Source organism: Mycolicibacterium arseniciresistens, from assembly GCF_030519285.1.
Classification (GTDB): Bacteria; Actinomycetota; Actinomycetes; order Mycobacteriales; family Mycobacteriaceae; genus Mycobacterium; species Mycobacterium arseniciresistens.
In genome coordinates this window covers 15,277-31,515 of sequence record NZ_JAUMSQ010000035.1, presented here as the reverse complement: position 1 = coordinate 31,515, position 16,239 = coordinate 15,277, and the positions used below count along the sequence as shown (strand labels likewise).

At 70.1% G+C, this 16,239-nt stretch carries 18 protein-coding genes and 1 pseudogene; 6 read left to right on the top strand and 13 right to left on the bottom strand.

The genetic code is table 11. The features are described 5' to 3' along the window. Positions 1–2: 2 nt before the first annotated feature. Positions 3–1,382 (top strand): FAD-containing oxidoreductase, encoded by a 1,380-nt coding sequence (locus tag Q2100_RS07725; RefSeq protein ID WP_302913532.1) that lies wholly within the window; start codon positions 3–5, stop codon positions 1,380–1,382. Here the strand turns inward: Q2100_RS07725 and Q2100_RS07720 are convergent. The 6 genes from Q2100_RS07720 to Q2100_RS07695 form a co-directional block, all read right to left on the bottom strand. Continuing rightward, complete coding sequence (locus tag Q2100_RS07720) at positions 1,333–1,980, bottom strand: flavodoxin family protein (protein WP_302913531.1); 648 nt, start codon at positions 1,978–1,980, stop codon at positions 1,333–1,335. The genes Q2100_RS07725 and Q2100_RS07720 overlap by 50 nt on opposite strands. Beyond that, a complete protein-coding gene (locus Q2100_RS07715) occupies positions 1,973–2,458 on the bottom strand; it encodes an SRPBCC family protein (protein WP_302913530.1) in 486 nt (161 codons plus the stop codon). Before Q2100_RS07715 ends, Q2100_RS07720 begins: the two co-directional genes overlap by 8 nt. After that, a complete protein-coding gene (locus Q2100_RS07710) occupies positions 2,455–2,772 on the bottom strand; it encodes an ArsR/SmtB family transcription factor (protein WP_302913529.1) in 318 nt (105 codons plus the stop codon). The genes Q2100_RS07715 and Q2100_RS07710 overlap by 4 nt, the downstream gene beginning before the upstream one ends. A gap of 129 nt (positions 2,773–2,901) precedes the next feature. Beyond that, positions 2,902–3,414, bottom strand: a complete 513-nt coding sequence (locus Q2100_RS07705; protein WP_302913528.1) for a DinB family protein — start codon at positions 3,412–3,414, stop codon at positions 2,902–2,904. Then, positions 3,411–4,208, bottom strand: coding sequence for a thioesterase family protein (locus tag Q2100_RS07700; protein WP_302913527.1), 798 nt, complete (start codon positions 4,206–4,208; stop codon positions 3,411–3,413). The genes Q2100_RS07705 and Q2100_RS07700 overlap by 4 nt, the downstream gene beginning before the upstream one ends. Then, on the bottom strand, positions 4,205–5,083 hold the full coding sequence (locus Q2100_RS07695) for a RecB family exonuclease (protein ID WP_264010684.1): 879 nt from the start codon (positions 5,081–5,083) through the stop codon (positions 4,205–4,207). The genes Q2100_RS07700 and Q2100_RS07695 overlap by 4 nt, the downstream gene beginning before the upstream one ends. A gap of 75 nt (positions 5,084–5,158) precedes the next feature. On the opposite strand from Q2100_RS07695, the gene Q2100_RS07690 reads away from it, so the two are divergent. Further along, a complete protein-coding gene (locus tag Q2100_RS07690; RefSeq protein WP_302913526.1) occupies positions 5,159–5,992 on the top strand; it encodes a tRNA (adenine-N1)-methyltransferase in 834 nt (277 codons plus the stop codon). Here Q2100_RS07690 and Q2100_RS07685 read toward each other — a convergent pair whose 3' ends face one another. The 3 genes from Q2100_RS07685 to Q2100_RS07675 form a co-directional block, all read right to left on the bottom strand. Further along, complete coding sequence (locus Q2100_RS07685; RefSeq protein ID WP_302913525.1) at positions 5,993–6,289, bottom strand: DUF503 domain-containing protein; 297 nt, start codon at positions 6,287–6,289, stop codon at positions 5,993–5,995. It lies immediately after the preceding gene. A 9-nt stretch (positions 6,290–6,298) separates the two neighbouring features. Beyond that, positions 6,299–6,688, bottom strand: coding sequence for a lipoprotein LppK (locus Q2100_RS07680; protein WP_302913524.1), 390 nt, complete (start codon positions 6,686–6,688; stop codon positions 6,299–6,301). Between the two features lie 146 nt (positions 6,689–6,834). After that, complete coding sequence (locus Q2100_RS07675; protein WP_328518115.1) at positions 6,835–7,188, bottom strand: hypothetical protein; 354 nt, start codon at positions 7,186–7,188, stop codon at positions 6,835–6,837. A 270-nt stretch (positions 7,189–7,458) separates the two neighbouring features. Between Q2100_RS07675 and arc the strand changes: the two genes are divergently transcribed. After that, entirely contained in the window at positions 7,459–9,297 is a 1,839-nt protein-coding gene (gene arc / locus Q2100_RS07670) for a proteasome ATPase (protein WP_264010679.1), read from the top strand. 57 nt (positions 9,298–9,354) lie between these two features. Here the strand turns inward: arc and Q2100_RS07665 are convergent. Beyond that, positions 9,355–9,507: pseudogene (locus Q2100_RS07665) on the bottom strand (hypothetical protein); the annotation flags it as partial. Positions 9,508–9,560: 53 nt separating this feature from the next. After that, positions 9,561–10,745: a DUF418 domain-containing protein gene (locus Q2100_RS07660; RefSeq protein ID WP_302913522.1), complete on the bottom strand. Its 1,185-nt coding sequence runs from the start codon at positions 10,743–10,745 to the stop codon at positions 9,561–9,563. Between the two features lie 49 nt (positions 10,746–10,794). Here Q2100_RS07660 and Q2100_RS07655 point away from each other — a divergent pair, with 49 nt between their 5' ends. Further along, entirely contained in the window at positions 10,795–11,385 is a 591-nt protein-coding gene (locus tag Q2100_RS07655; RefSeq protein WP_302913521.1) for a TetR/AcrR family transcriptional regulator, read from the top strand. Here Q2100_RS07655 and Q2100_RS07650 read toward each other — a convergent pair. Beyond that, positions 11,333–12,487 (bottom strand): hypothetical protein, encoded by a 1,155-nt coding sequence (locus tag Q2100_RS07650; RefSeq protein WP_269895382.1) that lies wholly within the window; start codon positions 12,485–12,487, stop codon positions 11,333–11,335. The genes Q2100_RS07655 and Q2100_RS07650 overlap by 53 nt on opposite strands. Positions 12,488–12,540: 53 nt before the next feature. Here Q2100_RS07650 and Q2100_RS07645 point away from each other — a divergent pair, with 53 nt between their 5' ends. Further along, positions 12,541–13,941: a sensor histidine kinase gene (locus tag Q2100_RS07645; RefSeq protein WP_302913520.1), complete on the top strand. Its 1,401-nt coding sequence runs from the start codon at positions 12,541–12,543 to the stop codon at positions 13,939–13,941. Here the strand turns inward: Q2100_RS07645 and Q2100_RS07640 are convergent. Beyond that, complete coding sequence (locus Q2100_RS07640) at positions 13,902–14,591, bottom strand: response regulator transcription factor (protein ID WP_302913519.1); 690 nt, start codon at positions 14,589–14,591, stop codon at positions 13,902–13,904. The genes Q2100_RS07645 and Q2100_RS07640 overlap by 40 nt on opposite strands. 75 nt (positions 14,592–14,666) lie before the next feature. Here Q2100_RS07640 and dop point away from each other — a divergent pair, with 75 nt between their 5' ends. Next, the gene (gene dop / locus Q2100_RS07635) at positions 14,667–16,163 is read left to right on the top strand and encodes a depupylase/deamidase Dop (RefSeq protein ID WP_269895379.1); all 1,497 of its coding nucleotides are present in this window, start codon (positions 14,667–14,669) and stop codon (positions 16,161–16,163) included. Positions 16,164–16,239 lie beyond the last annotated feature (76 nt).

Sequence of the window (16,239 nt, the reverse complement as noted above, 5' to 3'; positions counted from 1 at the left end):
AGATGAGCGAGGCGACAGAGCATTTCGACGCGATCGTCATCGGCGCGGGGCAGGCCGGGCCGCCGCTGGCCGGCCGGTTGACCGAGGCCGGCCAGACCGTCGCGGTGATCGAGCGCAAACTGGTCGGCGGCACCTGCGTCAACTACGGCTGCATCCCCACCAAGACCCTGGTGGCGAGCGCGCACGCGGCCCACCTGGCCCGGCGCGGCGCCGACTACGGCATCGGCACCGGCGACGTCGCTGTGGACATGGCCAAGGTCAAGGCCCGCAAGGACAAGATCATGCTCGACGATCGCCATGGCGTCGAGTCATGGCTGCAGGGCATGAAGGGCTGCACCTTCATCCGCGGCCACGCTCGCTTCACCGATCCGCACACCGTGGACGTCGACGGCCGGATCCTCACCGCCGACCGCATCTTCCTCAACGTCGGCGGCCGCGCCGTGGCGCCCGACCTGCCGGGACTGGCGGACATCGACTACCTCACCAACGTCGGCATCCTCGAACTCGACACCGTACCCGAGCATCTGGTGATCATCGGCGGCAGCTACATCGCGCTCGAGTTCGCGCAGATGTACCGCAGGTTCGGCGCCGAGGTCACCGTCATCGAGAAGGGCCCCCGGCTGACGTCCCGGGAGGACGAGGACGTCTCGGCCACCGTCTGCGAGATCCTCGAGGCCGAGGGCATCACCATCATCGTCGGCGCCGATGACATGCGCTTCACCAAGCGCGACAACGGGTTCGACGTGACACCGCGCGACGGCGCCGACGCTGTGTCCGGCACCCACCTGCTGGTCGCGGTCGGGCGCCTGCCGAACACCGACGACCTGGGTCTCGACGCCGCCGGTGTGCAGACCGACGAGCGGGGCTTCATCGTCGTCGACGACCAGCTGCGCACCTCCGCCGAGCACATCTGGGCGATGGGGGACTGCAACGGCAAGGGCGCCTTCACCCACACGTCGTACAACGACTTCGAGATCGTGGCGGCCAACCTGCTCGACGACGACCCCCGGCGGGTCAGCGACCGCATCACCACCTACGCGCTGTACATCGATCCGCCGCTGGGCCGGGCCGGGATGTCGGTCGACCAGGTGCGGGCGTCGGGCCGGAAAGCGTTGGTGGGCAAGCGCCCGATGACCCGCGTCGGCCGCGCCGTCGAGAAGGGCGAGACCCAGGGCTTCATGAAGGTGGTCGTCGACGCGGACACCGAGGAGATCCTGGGCGCCGCGATCTTCGGCGTCGGCGGCGACGAGGTGATCCACTCGATTCTCGACGTGATGACCGCCAAGCTGCCCTACACGGCGATATCCCGCACGATGCACATCCACCCGACCGTCAGTGAGCTGGTGCCGACGCTGCTGCAGGATCTGAAGCCGCTGTCATAGCGTGCCTGCCGGCCTTGAGCTGGCGCGTCACCAGGGCCACCCGGGTCCCGAGATGGGCACAGGTCCGGGCGTCGGACCCGTGCACCCGGTCCGGTCCGGCGTCGACGTCGGTCTGTGCGCCCGCCCCGAGGAAGAACGCGAGCCGGTTGAGGTCGTCGGGACCGGAGGCGGAGCTGTTCCAGCCGGCGACCAGACCGAGGTTGACCCAGTGCATGTGGTGCTGGGCGGCGAACACGGCCAGCGACGTCAGCGTCTGCAGCTTGTCACCGCTCTTGCCGCCCGAATTGGTGAACCCCGCCGCGATCTTGTCGCTCCAGGTGCCTTCCTGGCAGCGCCTGCCGGTCTTCTCCGCGAACGCCTGGAACGCCGCGGACACGTTGCCCATGTAGGTCGGCGTGCCGAAGACGATCGCGTCGGCGGTGTCCAGGGTGTCCCAGTCCGCGCCGGACATCGCGTCGACGGCGATCAGGGTCACGTCGGCGCCGGCGTCGCGGGCGCCCGCGGTGACGGCGTGTGCCAGCGTCTCGGTGTGCCCGAATCCGGAGTGGTAGGCCACCGCCACCCGCGGCGCACCGACGTCGAAGTGGTTGTCAGGCATGATTTCTCCGCATCCGGTTGGTCCATTCTGGTAGCTCGTTGCCGCCGAGGTGGGCCTCCAGCCGATCCAGGAAGGCCTCGGTGCCGCCGCGGAAGCCCGTGGCGTTGCGCACCCCGAGGCCGCGATGGGTGAAGCGCAGCACGGTGGCGCCGGCGCCGTCGGGGGTCAATTCGTAACGCACCACACCGTCCTCGACGATCTGCTGCCTCCACTCGTGTTCCAGCACGTGCGGTGGATCCCACACCAGGATCCGGCCGGTCATCCGTTTGAGGTCGTCGGGCACCGGCGGGCCGGTCGCGACCATCTCGATGGTGCCGCCTTCACGGGGGTCGATGGTGGTCGGCCCGAACCACTGCGCCCGTTCGCCGGGGTCGGTGATGGCCGACCACACGGCCTCGACGGGGTAAGGCAGCCGGCGCTCGAAATGCAGCACCGCGCGGTCGCCGTCGATCGTGAGCGTGCCGTCGCGCCCGGTCATTCGGCTGCCCCCCGGGTGGTCCGCAGATGACGCTCCAACGCATCGAGGTGACCGGTCCAGAACTGGCGGTAGCGGTCGATCCACTGGTCGATCGCCACCAGGCCGTCGGCGCGCAACGCGTAGATGCGGCGCTGGGCGTCGGGTCGCACCTCGACGAGGCCGACCTCGCGCAGCACCCGCAGGTGCCGCGACACGGTCGGCTGTGTCAGGCCCGGCAGCGTGGCCACCAGGTCGCCGGCCGTGCGTTCACCTTCGGTCAATGCGTCGAGCAGTGCCCGCCGGCTGGGCTCCGCCACCGCCTCGAATACGTCCACGCCCCTAATATTGCACGGCATCTATATAGACGCAAGGGCATATACGTACGTCGAACGTGAGCAAGATGGCGATGATCGGGCGATTTTTGAGAAACAAGCTCACGTTCGGCGGATCGGCGGCGGACGCCGTCAGCTGCGCGCGGCGCGCAGCAGCCGCAACTGACCGATCTCCGAGATGTTCTTGGTCAGTTCGACATTCACCCACAGCACGGTGTGGGCCATGGTGCGGCCGGCGTCGGCGCCCCAGGGGAATGCGGACGGCCCGTGCAGGTCCTGCGTGCTCAGCGCCTCCAGCAGCGCCCGCCACTGCCCGGCGAGGTCACGCAACCGCGTCACCGCCGCCGACCCGGAACCGGGCCACGTCACGTCTGTGCGCTCCGGCGCGGACTCGCCGCGCCCGTGTGCCAGCGTCACCGACCACCACCAGTCGATGTGCCAGGTGAGCCACGCGATCGTGGGCACCGGGATCGGGTCGGGCTCGGTGTCCGCCCAGTCGGGACGCCAGCGGCCATCGCCACCCGGTCGCACGGTCCACACCAGTTCGCTTGGCTGCCAGAGGAAGTCGTCATCGACCAAAGTGTCGAGGTGCACCTCGGCCAGCGCCCACACCAGGTGGAACTGCCATCGCAGTTCCTCGTTCACCGGCGCTGCACCAACAGTGTCTGCGCGCTGGTGCCGACGAACCCCTGCCGGTCGAAGATCTCCGCCGTGGTGACGCCGACACCGTCCGGACCGATCGAACCGCGCGCCCGCAGCGCGAAGTCCGACCCCGTCGGCAGCCGGTGCAGGTGGACGGTGGTGTCGGTGTTCATGAACATGAACCGCTCGGGGTCCAGAGCGGCGCCCGCCCCGTTGGCGGAGTCGACGACCATCGCCAGCCGCTGCACCGCCGTCGTCTCCTCGTCGTCCACCAGCGGCACCAGCGGGCTGAGCCAGGCCACCGCGGCATCGCCGTCGGCGCTGGGCTGCCTGCGCCACCTGACCGTCTCGAGGTAGCCCTGCGCGCCCTCCCAGCTGTGCGGCACCGGTATCGCGGCGCCCTCCACGAGCGGTGGATACCGGTCGGTCGCCACCTCGCGGGTGTCGCTGGTGGCCAGCAGCCAGGCGGTCACGCGGGCCACCGCACGCTCGGAGCCGTCGGGTGCGGCGGCGGTCATCTCGGCCACGATCATCGAGATCCGGGTGCCCGGCCGGGACACCCGGCTGCGCACCGTCACCGGCGCGACCGGGATGGCGCCGAGGATGTCGAGGCTGAGCCGGCCGATCCGCAGCGGCGTGCCTGCCGCCAGATCTTCGATGGCGCGGGTCATCAGTGCCAGTGGCGGCGAGCCGTGCTGGATGTCGGCGGCCCAGTTGCTGCGGGTGCCGTCGGTGGATTCGAAGCGCTCACCGGCGGGCCCGCCGCCGGGCAGGCGGCGGTAGAGGCAGTCGATCACGCAGCGGGCTCCGTCGCCGTCTGCAGCACCGCGTCGGGGTCGCCGTCGTCGATCACGGTGGGCCAGCCGGGGTACGGCGGTGGCGTGCCGCCGAACGCCGGGCAGTGCGCGTGATGGGCGCACCAGTCGCACAACCGCGACGGCTTGGGCCGGAAATCGCCCGAGGCGCCCGCCGCCTGGATCGCCCGCCACATCGCCGACAGCGTGCGCTCGAAGCGCAGCAGCTCGTCGGCGTCGGGGGAGTAGTCGAGTACCTGACCGTCGGCCAGGTAGAGCAGCCGCAGCCGGGCCGGCAGCACGCCGCGGGACCGCAGCAGCGCGACGGCGTAGAACTTCATCTGGAACAGTGCCTTCGCCTCGGCCAGCGTGCGGGCCTCCGGCGGCGCCTTGCCGGTCTTGTAGTCGACCACCCGCAGCTCGCCGGTGGCGGCGACGTCGATGCGGTCGACGAATCCGCGCAGCAGGGTGCCGTCGGCGAGTTCCACCTCGACGCGTTGCTCGCAGGACTGCGGGTCGAACCTGGTCGGGTCCTCGAGGCGGTAGTAGCCCGACAGCAGCTTGCGCACCTCGTCGATCAGCGCCGTGCGCACCGCGGGGTCGACGTCGGCGACGAGGTCGGGGTGCTCGGCCACCACGCGGTCCCACGCGGGGCCGACGAGTGCCAGCGCGGTGTCGTGGCCCCGCTGCTCAGCGGGCAGGGAGTACAGCTGCTCGAGCGCGGCGTGGGCGACCGAACCCCGCAGCTGCGCGGGAGAGGTGGGCTCCGGCAGGCGGTCGATGGCCCGGAACCGGTACAGCAGCGGGCACTGCTTGAAATCGCTGGCCCGCGACGGGGACAGCGCGGGCCGCCGCACACCACCCCGTTCGCTGCTCACGCACAGCAGCCTAGGACGGGCCCCCGACAACCCCGCGCACCCGCGGCGGCGCGTCCCCTGGCAGGCTTGACGGCTATGCGCCGCACCGGTCCCTTCGCTGTCGGTGACCGGGTGCAGCTCACCGACGCCAAGGGCAGGCACTACACGATGCTGCTCGAGCCCGGCCGCGAGTTCCACACCCACCGCGGGATCATCGCGCTCGACTCCGTGGTCGGGCTGCCCGAGGGCAGCGTGGTGAAGTCGACGAGCGGCGACCAGTTCCTGGTGCTGCGCCCGCTCCTGGTCGACTACGTGATGTCCATGCCGCGCGGAGCACAGGTGATCTACCCGAAGGACGCCGCCCAGATCGTGCACGAGGGGGACATCTTCCCCGGCGCCCGGGTGCTCGAGGCGGGCGCGGGATCGGGCGCGCTGACCTGCTCGCTGTTGCGCGCCGTCGGCCCCGGCGGTCACGTGTCGTCCTACGACGTGCGCGATGACCATGCAGTGCACGCCGAGCGCAATGTCGTCACCTTCTTCGGTGAGCGCCCGCCCAACTGGGACCTGGTCATCGCCGACGTGAACGACTACGCCGGTCCGGAGGTGGACCGGGTGGTGCTGGACATGCTCTCGCCGTGGGAGGTGCTCGACACGGTGTCGCGCAGCCTGGTGCCCGGCGGGGTGCTGATGATCTACGTCGCGACCGTCACGCAGCTCTCGCGCGCGGTGGAGGCGCTGCGCGAGCAGCAGTGCTGGACCGAGCCGCGGGCGTGGGAGAGCATGCAGCGCGGCTGGTACGTGGTGGGTCTGGCGGTCCGCCCGCAGCACACCATGCGCGGCCACACCGCGTTCCTGATCAGCGCGCGCCGGCTCGCGCCGGGCGCCGTGGCGCCGATGCCCCTGCGCCGCAAGCGGCAGCTCGGGACCTGATCACTCGTCGGTGCTGCGGCGCAGGCCGCGCCGGACCGACAGCAGTTCCAATTCTGGCCGCGCCGCCACCAGCCGCTCGGCGGCGTCGAGCACCTCGACCACGTGCGCCCGGTCCGCCGCGACCATCGCCACCCCGACAGCGGCCCGCCGGTGCAGTTCCTGGTCGCCGACCTCGGCGGCCGACACGCCGAACCTGCGGGCCAATTCAGCGATCACCGGCCGCACCGCGGACCGCTTCTGCTTGAGCGAACGGACGTCGCCGAGAAGCAGGTCGAATTCGAGCCAGCCGATCCACATGAGGCGGCCTCAGCGGGGCGGCGCAGGCGCGGCGGGCGCGTTCAGCGCGAAGAGCAGTTCGGCGGTCTCGTGGGTGAGCTGCCAGCCGCCGTCGGGCGTGCGCGCGAACTCCATCGGGTAGGTGAAGTCGCCGCCCTCCCGTCCCGCGGGGGTCCTGGCGATCACGGTGGCAGTGACGTTGCCGGGGTCGGACTCCGACCAGGCCAGGTCGGCGGCGTCGAAGGTCATCGGGTGGTAGCCGTTGTCGGTCAGTGCCCGGCCGAAGCGGTCGAGGGCCTCGGTGTCGGCGGTGGTGGCCTCTTCGACGAATGCGATCTTCTCGGCGCCGGGCACGTTCACGTCGGCCAAGCGGTAGAGCACATCGGTCAGTGCGCTCGGGGGCGGCAGCGGCGCGGCCACCGGGGCCGGCGGCGGGCCTGCCGGTGTGCTGCGCGCCGGGGGGGCCGGTGCTGGTTGTGGGGCCTCGGTACTGCACCCGACAAGCCCGAACGCCGCCACCAGGATGGTGACGGCGCTCGAGATGACGGTGCTTGTACGGCGGATCGTCAGCCCACCAGGTCGCCGAGGGCGAACAGCGACTGGCTCGACAGCTGCCAGCCGGTGGGGCTCGGGCCGCGCACGAACGACAGCGGCATCGAGCGGACCTGACCGTTGGCGAGCGTCGCGGTGACGTTCGCGGTCGCGAGGTTTCCGTTGAGATCGGGGTTGGCGACGGTGGCGCTCAGCGGCAGGTAGCCCTTCGCGACCGCGTCGTTGTACTTGATCTCGGCGCCCTTGCCGGTGAACCGGCCGAGGCCCTGGATGTAGGGCGACTTGCCGCGGAAGGAGCCACCGGAGCCAAGGGCGTTGACCGTCTGGGTGATCTCGTTGGTGATCTCCGGCGCGGGTGCGGTGGGCACCGGCGCGCCGAAGGCGACAGGCGAAGCGGACGAGATCGCAGGGGATGCAATCGAGGTCACACCCACCGCGGCGGCTCCGACAACGGCGGCCGCTGCCATGCCGGTTACGAGGGTTTTCAGGATCACAACTGTCCTTTCGAAGGGTCCAACGCTTTCTTACGTTAACAGTGATGCTGGTGTGTCCCATTGCTACACCGCACACAAAGGCTGAATCGCCGGTAGCGTTGAAGTTGTTACTGCACCAATATTCGGTGCGGGAGGGAGTTCGGTATGAGTGAGTCAGATCGTTCGGAAGCCTTCTCGGACGGTTTCGGGACCCCGATGTCCAGCGATGATGCTGCCGAATTGGAACAGCTGCGCCGAGAGGCCGCGCTGCTGCGCGAGCAGTTGGAGAACGCTGTGGGCCCGCAGAGCGGGCTGCGCACCGCGCGTGACGTCCATCAGCTGGAAGCTCGGATCGACTCGCTCGCGGCGCGCAACGCCAAGCTGATGGAGACCCTCAAGGAAGCCCGTCAGCAGTTGCTGGCGCTGCGCGAGGAGGTCGACCGGCTGGGGCAGCCGCCGAGCGGTTACGGCGTGCTGCTGGGGACCCACGACGACGACACAGTCGACGTGTTCACCTCCGGCCGCAAGATGCGCCTGACCTGCTCGCCGAACATCGAGACCGAGGGACTCAAGCAGGGCCAGACGGTCCGCCTGAACGAGGCGCTGACCGTCGTCGAGGCGGGCACGTTCGAGTCGGTCGGCGAGATCAGCACGCTGCGCGAGATCCTCTCCGACGGACACCGGGCGCTGGTGGTCGGTCACGCCGACGAGGAGCGCATCGTGTGGCTGGCCGAACCGCTGGTGGCCGCCGAGCACCTGCCGGATGATCCCGACGCCGACATCGACAACGACAACGACAACCGGCCGCGCAGGTTGCGGCCCGGCGACTCGCTGCTGGTCGACACCAAGGCCGGCTACGCCTTCGAGCGCATCCCCAAGGCCGAGGTCGAGGACCTGGTGCTCGAGGAGGTGCCCGACGTCAGCTACAACGACATCGGTGGCCTCGGCCGTCAGATCGAGCAGATCCGCGATGCGGTGGAGCTGCCGTTCCTGCACAAGGAGCTCTACCGGGAGTACTCGCTGCGGCCGCCCAAGGGTGTGCTGCTCTACGGTCCGCCCGGCTGCGGCAAGACGCTGATCGCCAAGGCGGTGGCCAACTCGCTGGCCAAGAAGATGGCCGAGGTGCGTGGCGACGACGCGCGCGAAGCGAAGTCCTACTTCCTCAACATCAAGGGCCCCGAGCTGCTCAACAAGTTCGTCGGCGAGACCGAACGCCACATCCGGCTGATCTTCCAGCGGGCGCGCGAGAAGGCGTCCGAGGGCACACCGGTGATCGTGTTCTTCGACGAGATGGACTCCATCTTCCGCACCCGCGGCACCGGTGTGAGCTCCGACGTGGAGACCACCGTGGTGCCGCAGCTGCTGTCGGAGATCGACGGCGTCGAGGGCCTGGAGAACGTCATCGTGATCGGCGCCTCCAACCGCGAGGACATGATCGACCCGGCGATCCTGCGGCCCGGCCGCCTGGACGTCAAGATCAAGATCGAGCGGCCGGACGCCGAATCGGCTCAGGACATCTTCAGCAAGTACCTGACCGAGGAACTGCCGATCAACGACGACGATCTCGCCGAGTTCAGCGGCGACCGTTCGCTGACCATCAAGGCGATGATCGAGAAGGTCGTCGACCGGATGTACGCCGAGATCGACGACAACCGGTTCCTGGAGGTCACCTACGCCAACGGTGACAAGGAAGTCATGTACTTCAAGGACTTCAACTCCGGCGCCATGATCCAGAACGTCGTCGACCGGGCGAAGAAGAACGCGATCAAGTCGGTGCTGGAGACGGGCCAGAAAGGCCTGCGCATCCAGCACCTGCTCGACTCGATCGTCGACGAGTTCGCCGAGAACGAGGATCTGCCGAACACCACGAATCCCGATGACTGGGCCCGTATCTCGGGCAAGAAGGGCGAGCGGATCGTCTACATCCGCACGCTGGTCACCGGCAAGTCGTCCAGCGCCAGCAGGGCCATCGACACGGAGTCGAATCTCGGCCAGTACCTGTAGCCGCCGAACACCGACGAGGGGCCTGCGCAGTGCGCTGCGGAGGCCTCTCGCGTCGCGTCAGTCCCCGTGGCTGCGGTAGCGGTTGCGGGCGGTGACGGTGGTGCGCAGGTCCTCGACCAGCGGGTCGAGGAACTCCGTGCGGTATTCGCCGTCGCCGACGGCCCGGGCGCTGACATACACGAAGGTCAACGCGCCCAGGAACATCAGCACGTGGACAACCTTCCACGGACCCGCGACGGCGTGGGGGCTGAAGTCACGATCGGTCACCGGTGTGCGGGCCGCGGCTTCCTCTCGTCGGCCGCCGTGCCGCTGCGCACGGTGACGGCCCGGTAGGTGGTGTTCCACAGCCACTCCACCGGGCCGCGGTCGTACCGGCGCAACCACAGGTGGGCGAACGTCATGACGGTGGCGATCACCACCGCGTAGATCGCGACGGTGACCGGCACTCGGTGCTCAGCCGGTGTCGCCGCCGCCAGGCCGAGACCCCAGCCGTAGCACAGCGCCGAGGCCACGAGATTCTGCAGCACGTAGCTGGACAGGGCCATCCGGCCCACCTCGGCCAGCCGGCGACCGGCGAGGCTGCGCGCACGGTCGGGCCTGCGGTGGTAGTACTCCGCGACGAGGGCCAGGACCCCGAGGGCGACCACGGGTGCGGTGCCGTAGCGGGAGGCCAGCAGTCCGGCGCCGCCGGGTACGCCGAGTTCCAGAGCGAAGTCGAGTGGAAGGGCGACGCCGAAGCCGGCGATCATCAGGCGGCGGCGCAGTGTCGCGCCCCGCTCGTCGAGCACACCCGCGTCGAACAATCGTGCGCCGAGCAGGAACAGCGCAATGGACAACGGGAAGATCAGCATGGTCTCGATCCGGAACAGCCACGCGTTGTCGAGGCGGAAGATCACCAGGTCCCACCAGGATCCGTCGGCGTAGGGGTTGGGGTGCAGGATTGACGGCCCGCCGCCGCTGCGGGGAGCAAGGGCGACGGCAGCGGTGATCGCGGCGAGCATCGTCATGTGCACCGCCGTCGCACCGGCGATCACCCGCCACTGCACACGCGGGGTGGTCACCAGCAGGTAGGCGACGATCCATCCGGTGACGGCGTAGCCCATCAGCACGTCGAACTCGGTCATCAGCACGAAGTGGGCGATACCGTCGACGAGCAGCAGCGCTGCCCGCCACAGGTAGCTGCCAGGCCACGCCAGGCCGGCCCGGCGCGCCGACGCCTGCTGCAGCGCCAGCCCGATCCCGAACATCACCGTGAGAAGGCCGAGGAACTTTCCCTGGGTGAGCCACTGAAGGACGAGTTCCACCGGCCGCCAACCACTGTCGGGTGTCCCGCTGAGATAGCCGATCAATCCCTGCGGATGGGTGAAGATCCAGATGTTGGTGCCCAGCGTGCCCAGGATCGCGATCCCGCGCAGCACATCGAGGGCCGGGTAGCGCACTGCTGCCATGGCTGCCGAACGTACCATACGATCGTATTGGCACCGGTATGATGGGCGCGTGAGCGCACCCTACGAGCGGATGGTCGACGCGGTGCTGCGCGCCCTGCTCGCCGAGGGCTTCGAGGGAGTCTCCGTGCGCAAGGTCGCCGCGGTGGCGGGGGTGTCGATCGGTGCTGTGCAGCACCACTTCCCGACCCGCGACGCGATGCTCGGCGCGGCGATGGACCGGGCCGCGCAGCGGTTCCGCGACCGGCTGGCCGACCGGCTGCCGGTGGGGCTCTCCCCGGCACAGTTGTGCGCCGAACTGGCCGTCGCGCTGGTCAGCGCCGATGATCGCGACGTCAGTGTGATCTGGTTGCTGCGCCTGGCCCGGGCGGCGGTCGACGAGGGCACCGCGGCGCGCCACCGCCGCGAGTGGCAAGCGCTCGAGGACCACCTGGCCGGCGTGCTCGCCGACGCCGGTGTCGACGACCGGGCGGCGGCGGTGGAACTGCTGGCGCTGCTCGACGGTCTGGCCTGTTCGGTGGCCGTGGAACCGGGCCGCGTCAGCGCCGAGCTGGCCGAGCGCATCGTGCGAGGCCACGTCGCCCGCCTGCTCAGCCCTGCGCGGCCTCCCGCTCGAGGTAGGCGTCGCGACCTGCGAGGCTGACGGCGACGTCGGCGATGAGCGGATCGAAGAACCGCTCCCGGTAGAGCGGATCGACACTGGTGCTGACGGTGAAGTACAGCCCGGACAGCACGGACACGAACAGCGACATGTGCACCACCGTCTGCGGCACCGGCAGGGCGATGCCGAACCACGTTCCGGCGCAGGGTGGTTGACCTTCTGCGCAGACCTCCTCGGCGGACCACAGCACGGTCACCTCGTCGGGGATGGCGATCACTCCGAGGGCCAGGAAGAACGCGAACAGGCCCGCGGTGAAGAACACCACCTGGATCGCCTGAGCCACCAACATGATCGCGACGACGTTGACTCGCTCGCCGCGGGACAGCGAGGTGCGCGGCGGCTGGTGCCCGGGTGTGACGGCCAGTGGGGTACCCGCCAGCAGTTCGTTCGGATTCTGCTCCTCGGCGCGCTCCTCCCGCAGGGATCGCACCTCGTCGCGAATGGTGGTGACCATGAACAGGATCGCCACCAGCGCGAGGAACGCGATGGTCTCCCACAGCCGCTCCCGCGTCACCCGTGCCGACAGCTGCCACAGTTCGCCGGTGAAGTACACCACCACGGTCAGCATCAGGAACGGCAGGGCGCGGCTCATCAAGGTGCCCAGCGCTCCCAGCTGCAGGAACGCGAAGCGGAACGCCCACAGCGCGATCGAGCCGAAGCCGACATAGGTCAGCCAGATCGCGAGCAGGGACAGCAGCAGGAAGACCGGTGCCTCCGCCAGCGCCTCCGCTGACCAGCCGTTGACGGCGACCGGCATGACGGCGACGAAGATCGCCATCACCAGCACCGCCGCCGAACGCCGTCCCGCCAGGCCGAGGCGGGTGACGGTGCGACGCAGCATGTTCATCACGAACGGCGCCACGACGAGTGCCGCGGCGATCAGACCGAGCCTCAGCACGTAGCCGAGATCGGGATCGCCGTCGGTGAGTTCGGCCGCCGACAGCATCAGGGCGGTGACGGCGCCGAGCCCGGAGACCATGGGGGCGGACCGCTCGATCAACCGGCGTGAACGCACCCGCCGGGTGAGCACCAGCGGCAGCCCTCGCTGCAGGAACCACTCGTGGACCTGCCGCTCGTCGGACACAGCGCACCATTGTGCGCGATCCCTTCCCGCGCGGCAGCGGTAATGATGGACCGGTGGACACGCCGGCCCCCGCAGACCGCGTCCTGCCGCGCACCCGGTGGGGCATCTCGGCGCGCTCGTCCTTCGTCGCCGCCGCGGTGGTGTTCGTGGCGTTGACGTTGTCTGGCGCCGGACTGGCCGCGGTGCTGTACCGGACGCTGCTGGCCGACGTGGACAGCGCCGCGGCCGAGCGGCTCGGCGAGATCGCCTCGGCCCTGCGCACCGGCGGCGTCGACCGGCTCGATCCCGGGCTGCTCGACACCGACGAACGGATTCTCGCGGTGCAGATCCTCACCACCGACGGCGTGGTGGTGCGGCGCTCGCAGGCCGCGCCCGACACCCCGCTGATCCCGATCGGCGAGATCGGTGACGTGGTCCGGATCGGCATGCCCGAGCACGCGTCGCCGTACGGGCCGATCCGGTTCAGCGCGGGCACCTACGACGGGCCCGGCGGCAGCCACACCGTGCTGGTCGGTGAGGGCAGCCACGTCGTGGAGTCGACCGTCCGGGCGGTGATCATCGCGCTCGCGGTCTCGGCGCCCATCGTGATCGCGGTGTCGGCGGCGGCGACGTACCTGCTGGTGCGCCGGTCGATGCGGTCGGTGGAGGCGATCCGGGGCCGGGTCGACGCCATCACCACCTCGGACCTGACCGAGCGGGTGCCTGTTCCGGACAGCCGCGACGAGATCGCCGCGCTGGCGGTGACGATGAACGAGATGCTGGCGCGGATCGAGGCCGGTCACGCCGCCCAGCAGCGGTTCGTCGGCGACGCCTCCCACGAGTTGCGCAGCCCGCTGGCGACCATCGTCTCGGCGCTGGAGGTGGCGGCCGCCCACCCGGACCTGCTGGGCCCGCTGGCCACGGAGACGCTGCTGCCCGAGGCCCACCGGATGCAGGCGCTCATCGAGGACCTGCTGCTGCTGGCCCGGGCCGACGAGCGCGGGCTGGTGCTGCGCCGGGAGGACGTCGACCTCGACGACCTCGTCGCTGCCGAGGTCGACGCCGTGGCGGGGCGCTCCGGTCCGGTCGTGCACAGCGATCTGGCGCCCGTCCGCTTGCTCGGCGACCGCGCCGCGCTGTCGCGCGTGGTGCGCAACGTGCTCGACAACGCGGCCCGGCATGCGTCGAACCGGGTCGACGTCACCGTGCGCGCCGCCGCGGGCGCGGCCGTGCTGACGGTGGCCGACGACGGGCCGGGAGTGCCGCCCCACGAGCGGACCCGGGTGTTCGACAGATTCGTCCGGCTCGACCCGGACCGGTCCCGCACCGGTGGCGGCGCCGGGCTGGGGCTGGCGATCGTCAAGGAGATCGTCACCGCCCACGCAGGCGCGGTGTCGTTCGGCGAGCGTCCCGGCGGCGGGTCGGTGCTGACCGTTCAGCTGGCGCTGTCGACGGCTCCGGAGTCGAGCCGGTAGCCGACACCGCGGATCGTCTTGATGCTGTTGGCGCCGAACGGCACGTCGATCTTGCGGCGCAGGTAGCCGACGTAGACCTCCACCACGTTGTCGGGGCCGTCGTAGTGCGCGTCCCACACGCTGTGCAGGATCGTCGTCTTGGCGAGTGCGACGTCGGGGTGGCGCATCAGGAATTCGAGCAGGCCGTACTCGCGCGGGGTCAGCGGGATCGGCGTCCGGTTGCGCATCACCACCCGGCGCACCGGGTCGAGCGTCAAGGTGCCCGCGGTCAGCACCTTCGGTCGGTGCACCGCGCTGCGCCGGTTGAGCGCCCGCAGCCGGGCCACCAGCACCGCGAACGAGAACGGCTTGGTCAGGTAGTCGTCGGCGCCGAGGTCGAACGCGTCGGTCTGGTCGTACTCGCCGTCCTTGGCGGTCAGCATCATCACCGGCGTCCATACGCCGTGGCGCCGCATCCGCCGCAGCACCTCGTAGCCCGACAGCCCGGGCAGCATGATGTCGAGCACCACCACGTCGAACTGCTCCTCGCACGCCCGCCGCAGACCGTCCACCCCGTCGAAGGCCTCGACCGTCGTGAAGCCCTCGGCGGCCAGGCCGGCGGCGAGCGTCGCCGCCAGCCGGCGCTCGTCTTCGACGATCAGAACCCGCACCGTCCCAGTATCCCGGCAGCCGGCCCCGCCACCGTCGGTCACCGCCGCCTCGCGGCCGTCGCCTAGGCTGACGGCATGCAACGGATCATCGGAACGGAGGTCGAGTACGGCATCTCCTCGCCGTCTGATCCGACCGCGAATCCGATCCTCACGTCCACGCAGGCGGTGCTGGCCTACGCCGCCGCCGCAGGCATCCAGCGCGCCAAGCGCACCCGGTGGGACTACGAGGTGGAGTCCCCGCTGCGCGACGCCCGCGGGTTCGACCTGAGCCGCTCGGCCGGGCCACCGCCGGTGGTCGACGCCGACGAGGTCGGCGCCGCCAACATGATCCTCACCAACGGCGCCAGGCTCTACGTCGATCACGCCCATCCGGAGTACTCGGCGCCCGAGGTGACCGACCCGATGGACGCGGTGATCTGGGACAAGGCCGGCGAGCGGGTGATGGAGGCCGCCGCGCGGCACGTGGCGAGCGTCCCGGGCGCGGCCAAGCTGCAGCTCTACAAGAACAACGTCGACGGCAAGGGCGCCTCGTACGGGTCGCACGAGAACTATCTGATGAGCCGTCAGACGCCGTTCTCGGCGGTCATCGCCGGGTTCACGCCGTTCCTGGTGTCGCGGCAGGTGGTCACCGGGTCCGGACGGGTCGGGATCGGCGCGGCGGGCGACGAGCCGGGCTTCCAGCTCACCCAGCGCGCCGACTACATCGAGGTCGAGGTCGGCCTGGAGACCACGCTCAAGCGCGGCATCATCAACACCCGCGACGAGCCGCACGCCGACGCCGACAAGTACCGCAGGCTGCACGTCATCATCGGCGACGCGAACCTGGCCGAGACGTCCACCTACCTCAAGGTCGGCACCGCGTCCCTGGTGCTCGACCTGATCGAGGAGGGCGTCGACCTCACCGACCTCGCGCTGGCGAGACCGGTGCACGCCGTCCACGTGATCAGCCGTGACCCGTCGCTGCGGGCCACCGTCGCGCTGGCCGACGGCCGCGAACTCACCGCCCTTGCGATGCAACGCATCTATCTGGACCGGGTGGCCAAGATGGTGGACTCGCGCGACCCCGATCCGCGGGCGTCCCATGTCGTGGAGACCTGGGCCGAGGTGCTCGACCTGCTCGAGCGCGACCCGATGGAGTGCGCCGAGATCCTGGACTGGCCGGCCAAGCTCCGGCTGCTGGAGGGCTTCCGCAACCGCGAGAACCTCAGCTGGTCGGCGCCGCGCCTGCACCTGGTCGACCTGCAGTACTCCGACGTACGACTCGACAAGGGTCTCTACAACCGGCTGGTGGCCCGCGGGTCGATGAAGCGACTGGTCACCGAGCAGCAGGTGATCGACGCCGTGGACAACCCGCCGACCGACACCCGGGCGTACTTCCGCGGGGAGTGCCTGCGCCGGTTCGGCGCCGACATCGCCGCGGCCAGCTGGGACTCGGTGATCTTCGATCTCGGCGGCGATTCACTGGTCCGGATCCCGACACTGGAGCCGCTGCGGGGCAGCAAGGCCCATGTCGGAGCGTTGCTGGACTCGGTGGACAGCGCCGCCGAACTGGTAGCGCAGCTCACCAACTGATCCGGCTATCCCGGGCAATCGGGATTCCGACCGGTAATGTGAAAGAACCGGTGCGCGGCTTCGTTCACCGATGACA

Coding starts and splice junctions, on each gene's coding strand:
- Q2100_RS07725 (WP_302913532.1), top strand. CDS start 3: ATGAGCGAGGCGACAGAGCATTTCGACGCGATCGTCATCGGCGCGGGG.
- Q2100_RS07720 (WP_302913531.1), bottom strand. CDS start 1,980: ATGCCTGACAACCACTTCGACGTCGGTGCGCCGCGGGTGGCGGTGGCC.
- Q2100_RS07715 (WP_302913530.1), bottom strand. CDS start 2,458: ATGACCGGGCGCGACGGCACGCTCACGATCGACGGCGACCGCGCGGTG.
- Q2100_RS07690 (WP_302913526.1), top strand. CDS start 5,159: ATGCGCCGCACCGGTCCCTTCGCTGTCGGTGACCGGGTGCAGCTCACC.
- Q2100_RS07685 (WP_302913525.1), bottom strand. CDS start 6,289: ATGTGGATCGGCTGGCTCGAATTCGACCTGCTTCTCGGCGACGTCCGT.
- arc (WP_264010679.1), top strand. CDS start 7,459: ATGAGTGAGTCAGATCGTTCGGAAGCCTTCTCGGACGGTTTCGGGACC.
- Q2100_RS07660 (WP_302913522.1), bottom strand. CDS start 10,745: ATGGCAGCAGTGCGCTACCCGGCCCTCGATGTGCTGCGCGGGATCGCG.
- dop (WP_269895379.1), top strand. CDS start 14,667: ATGCAACGGATCATCGGAACGGAGGTCGAGTACGGCATCTCCTCGCCG.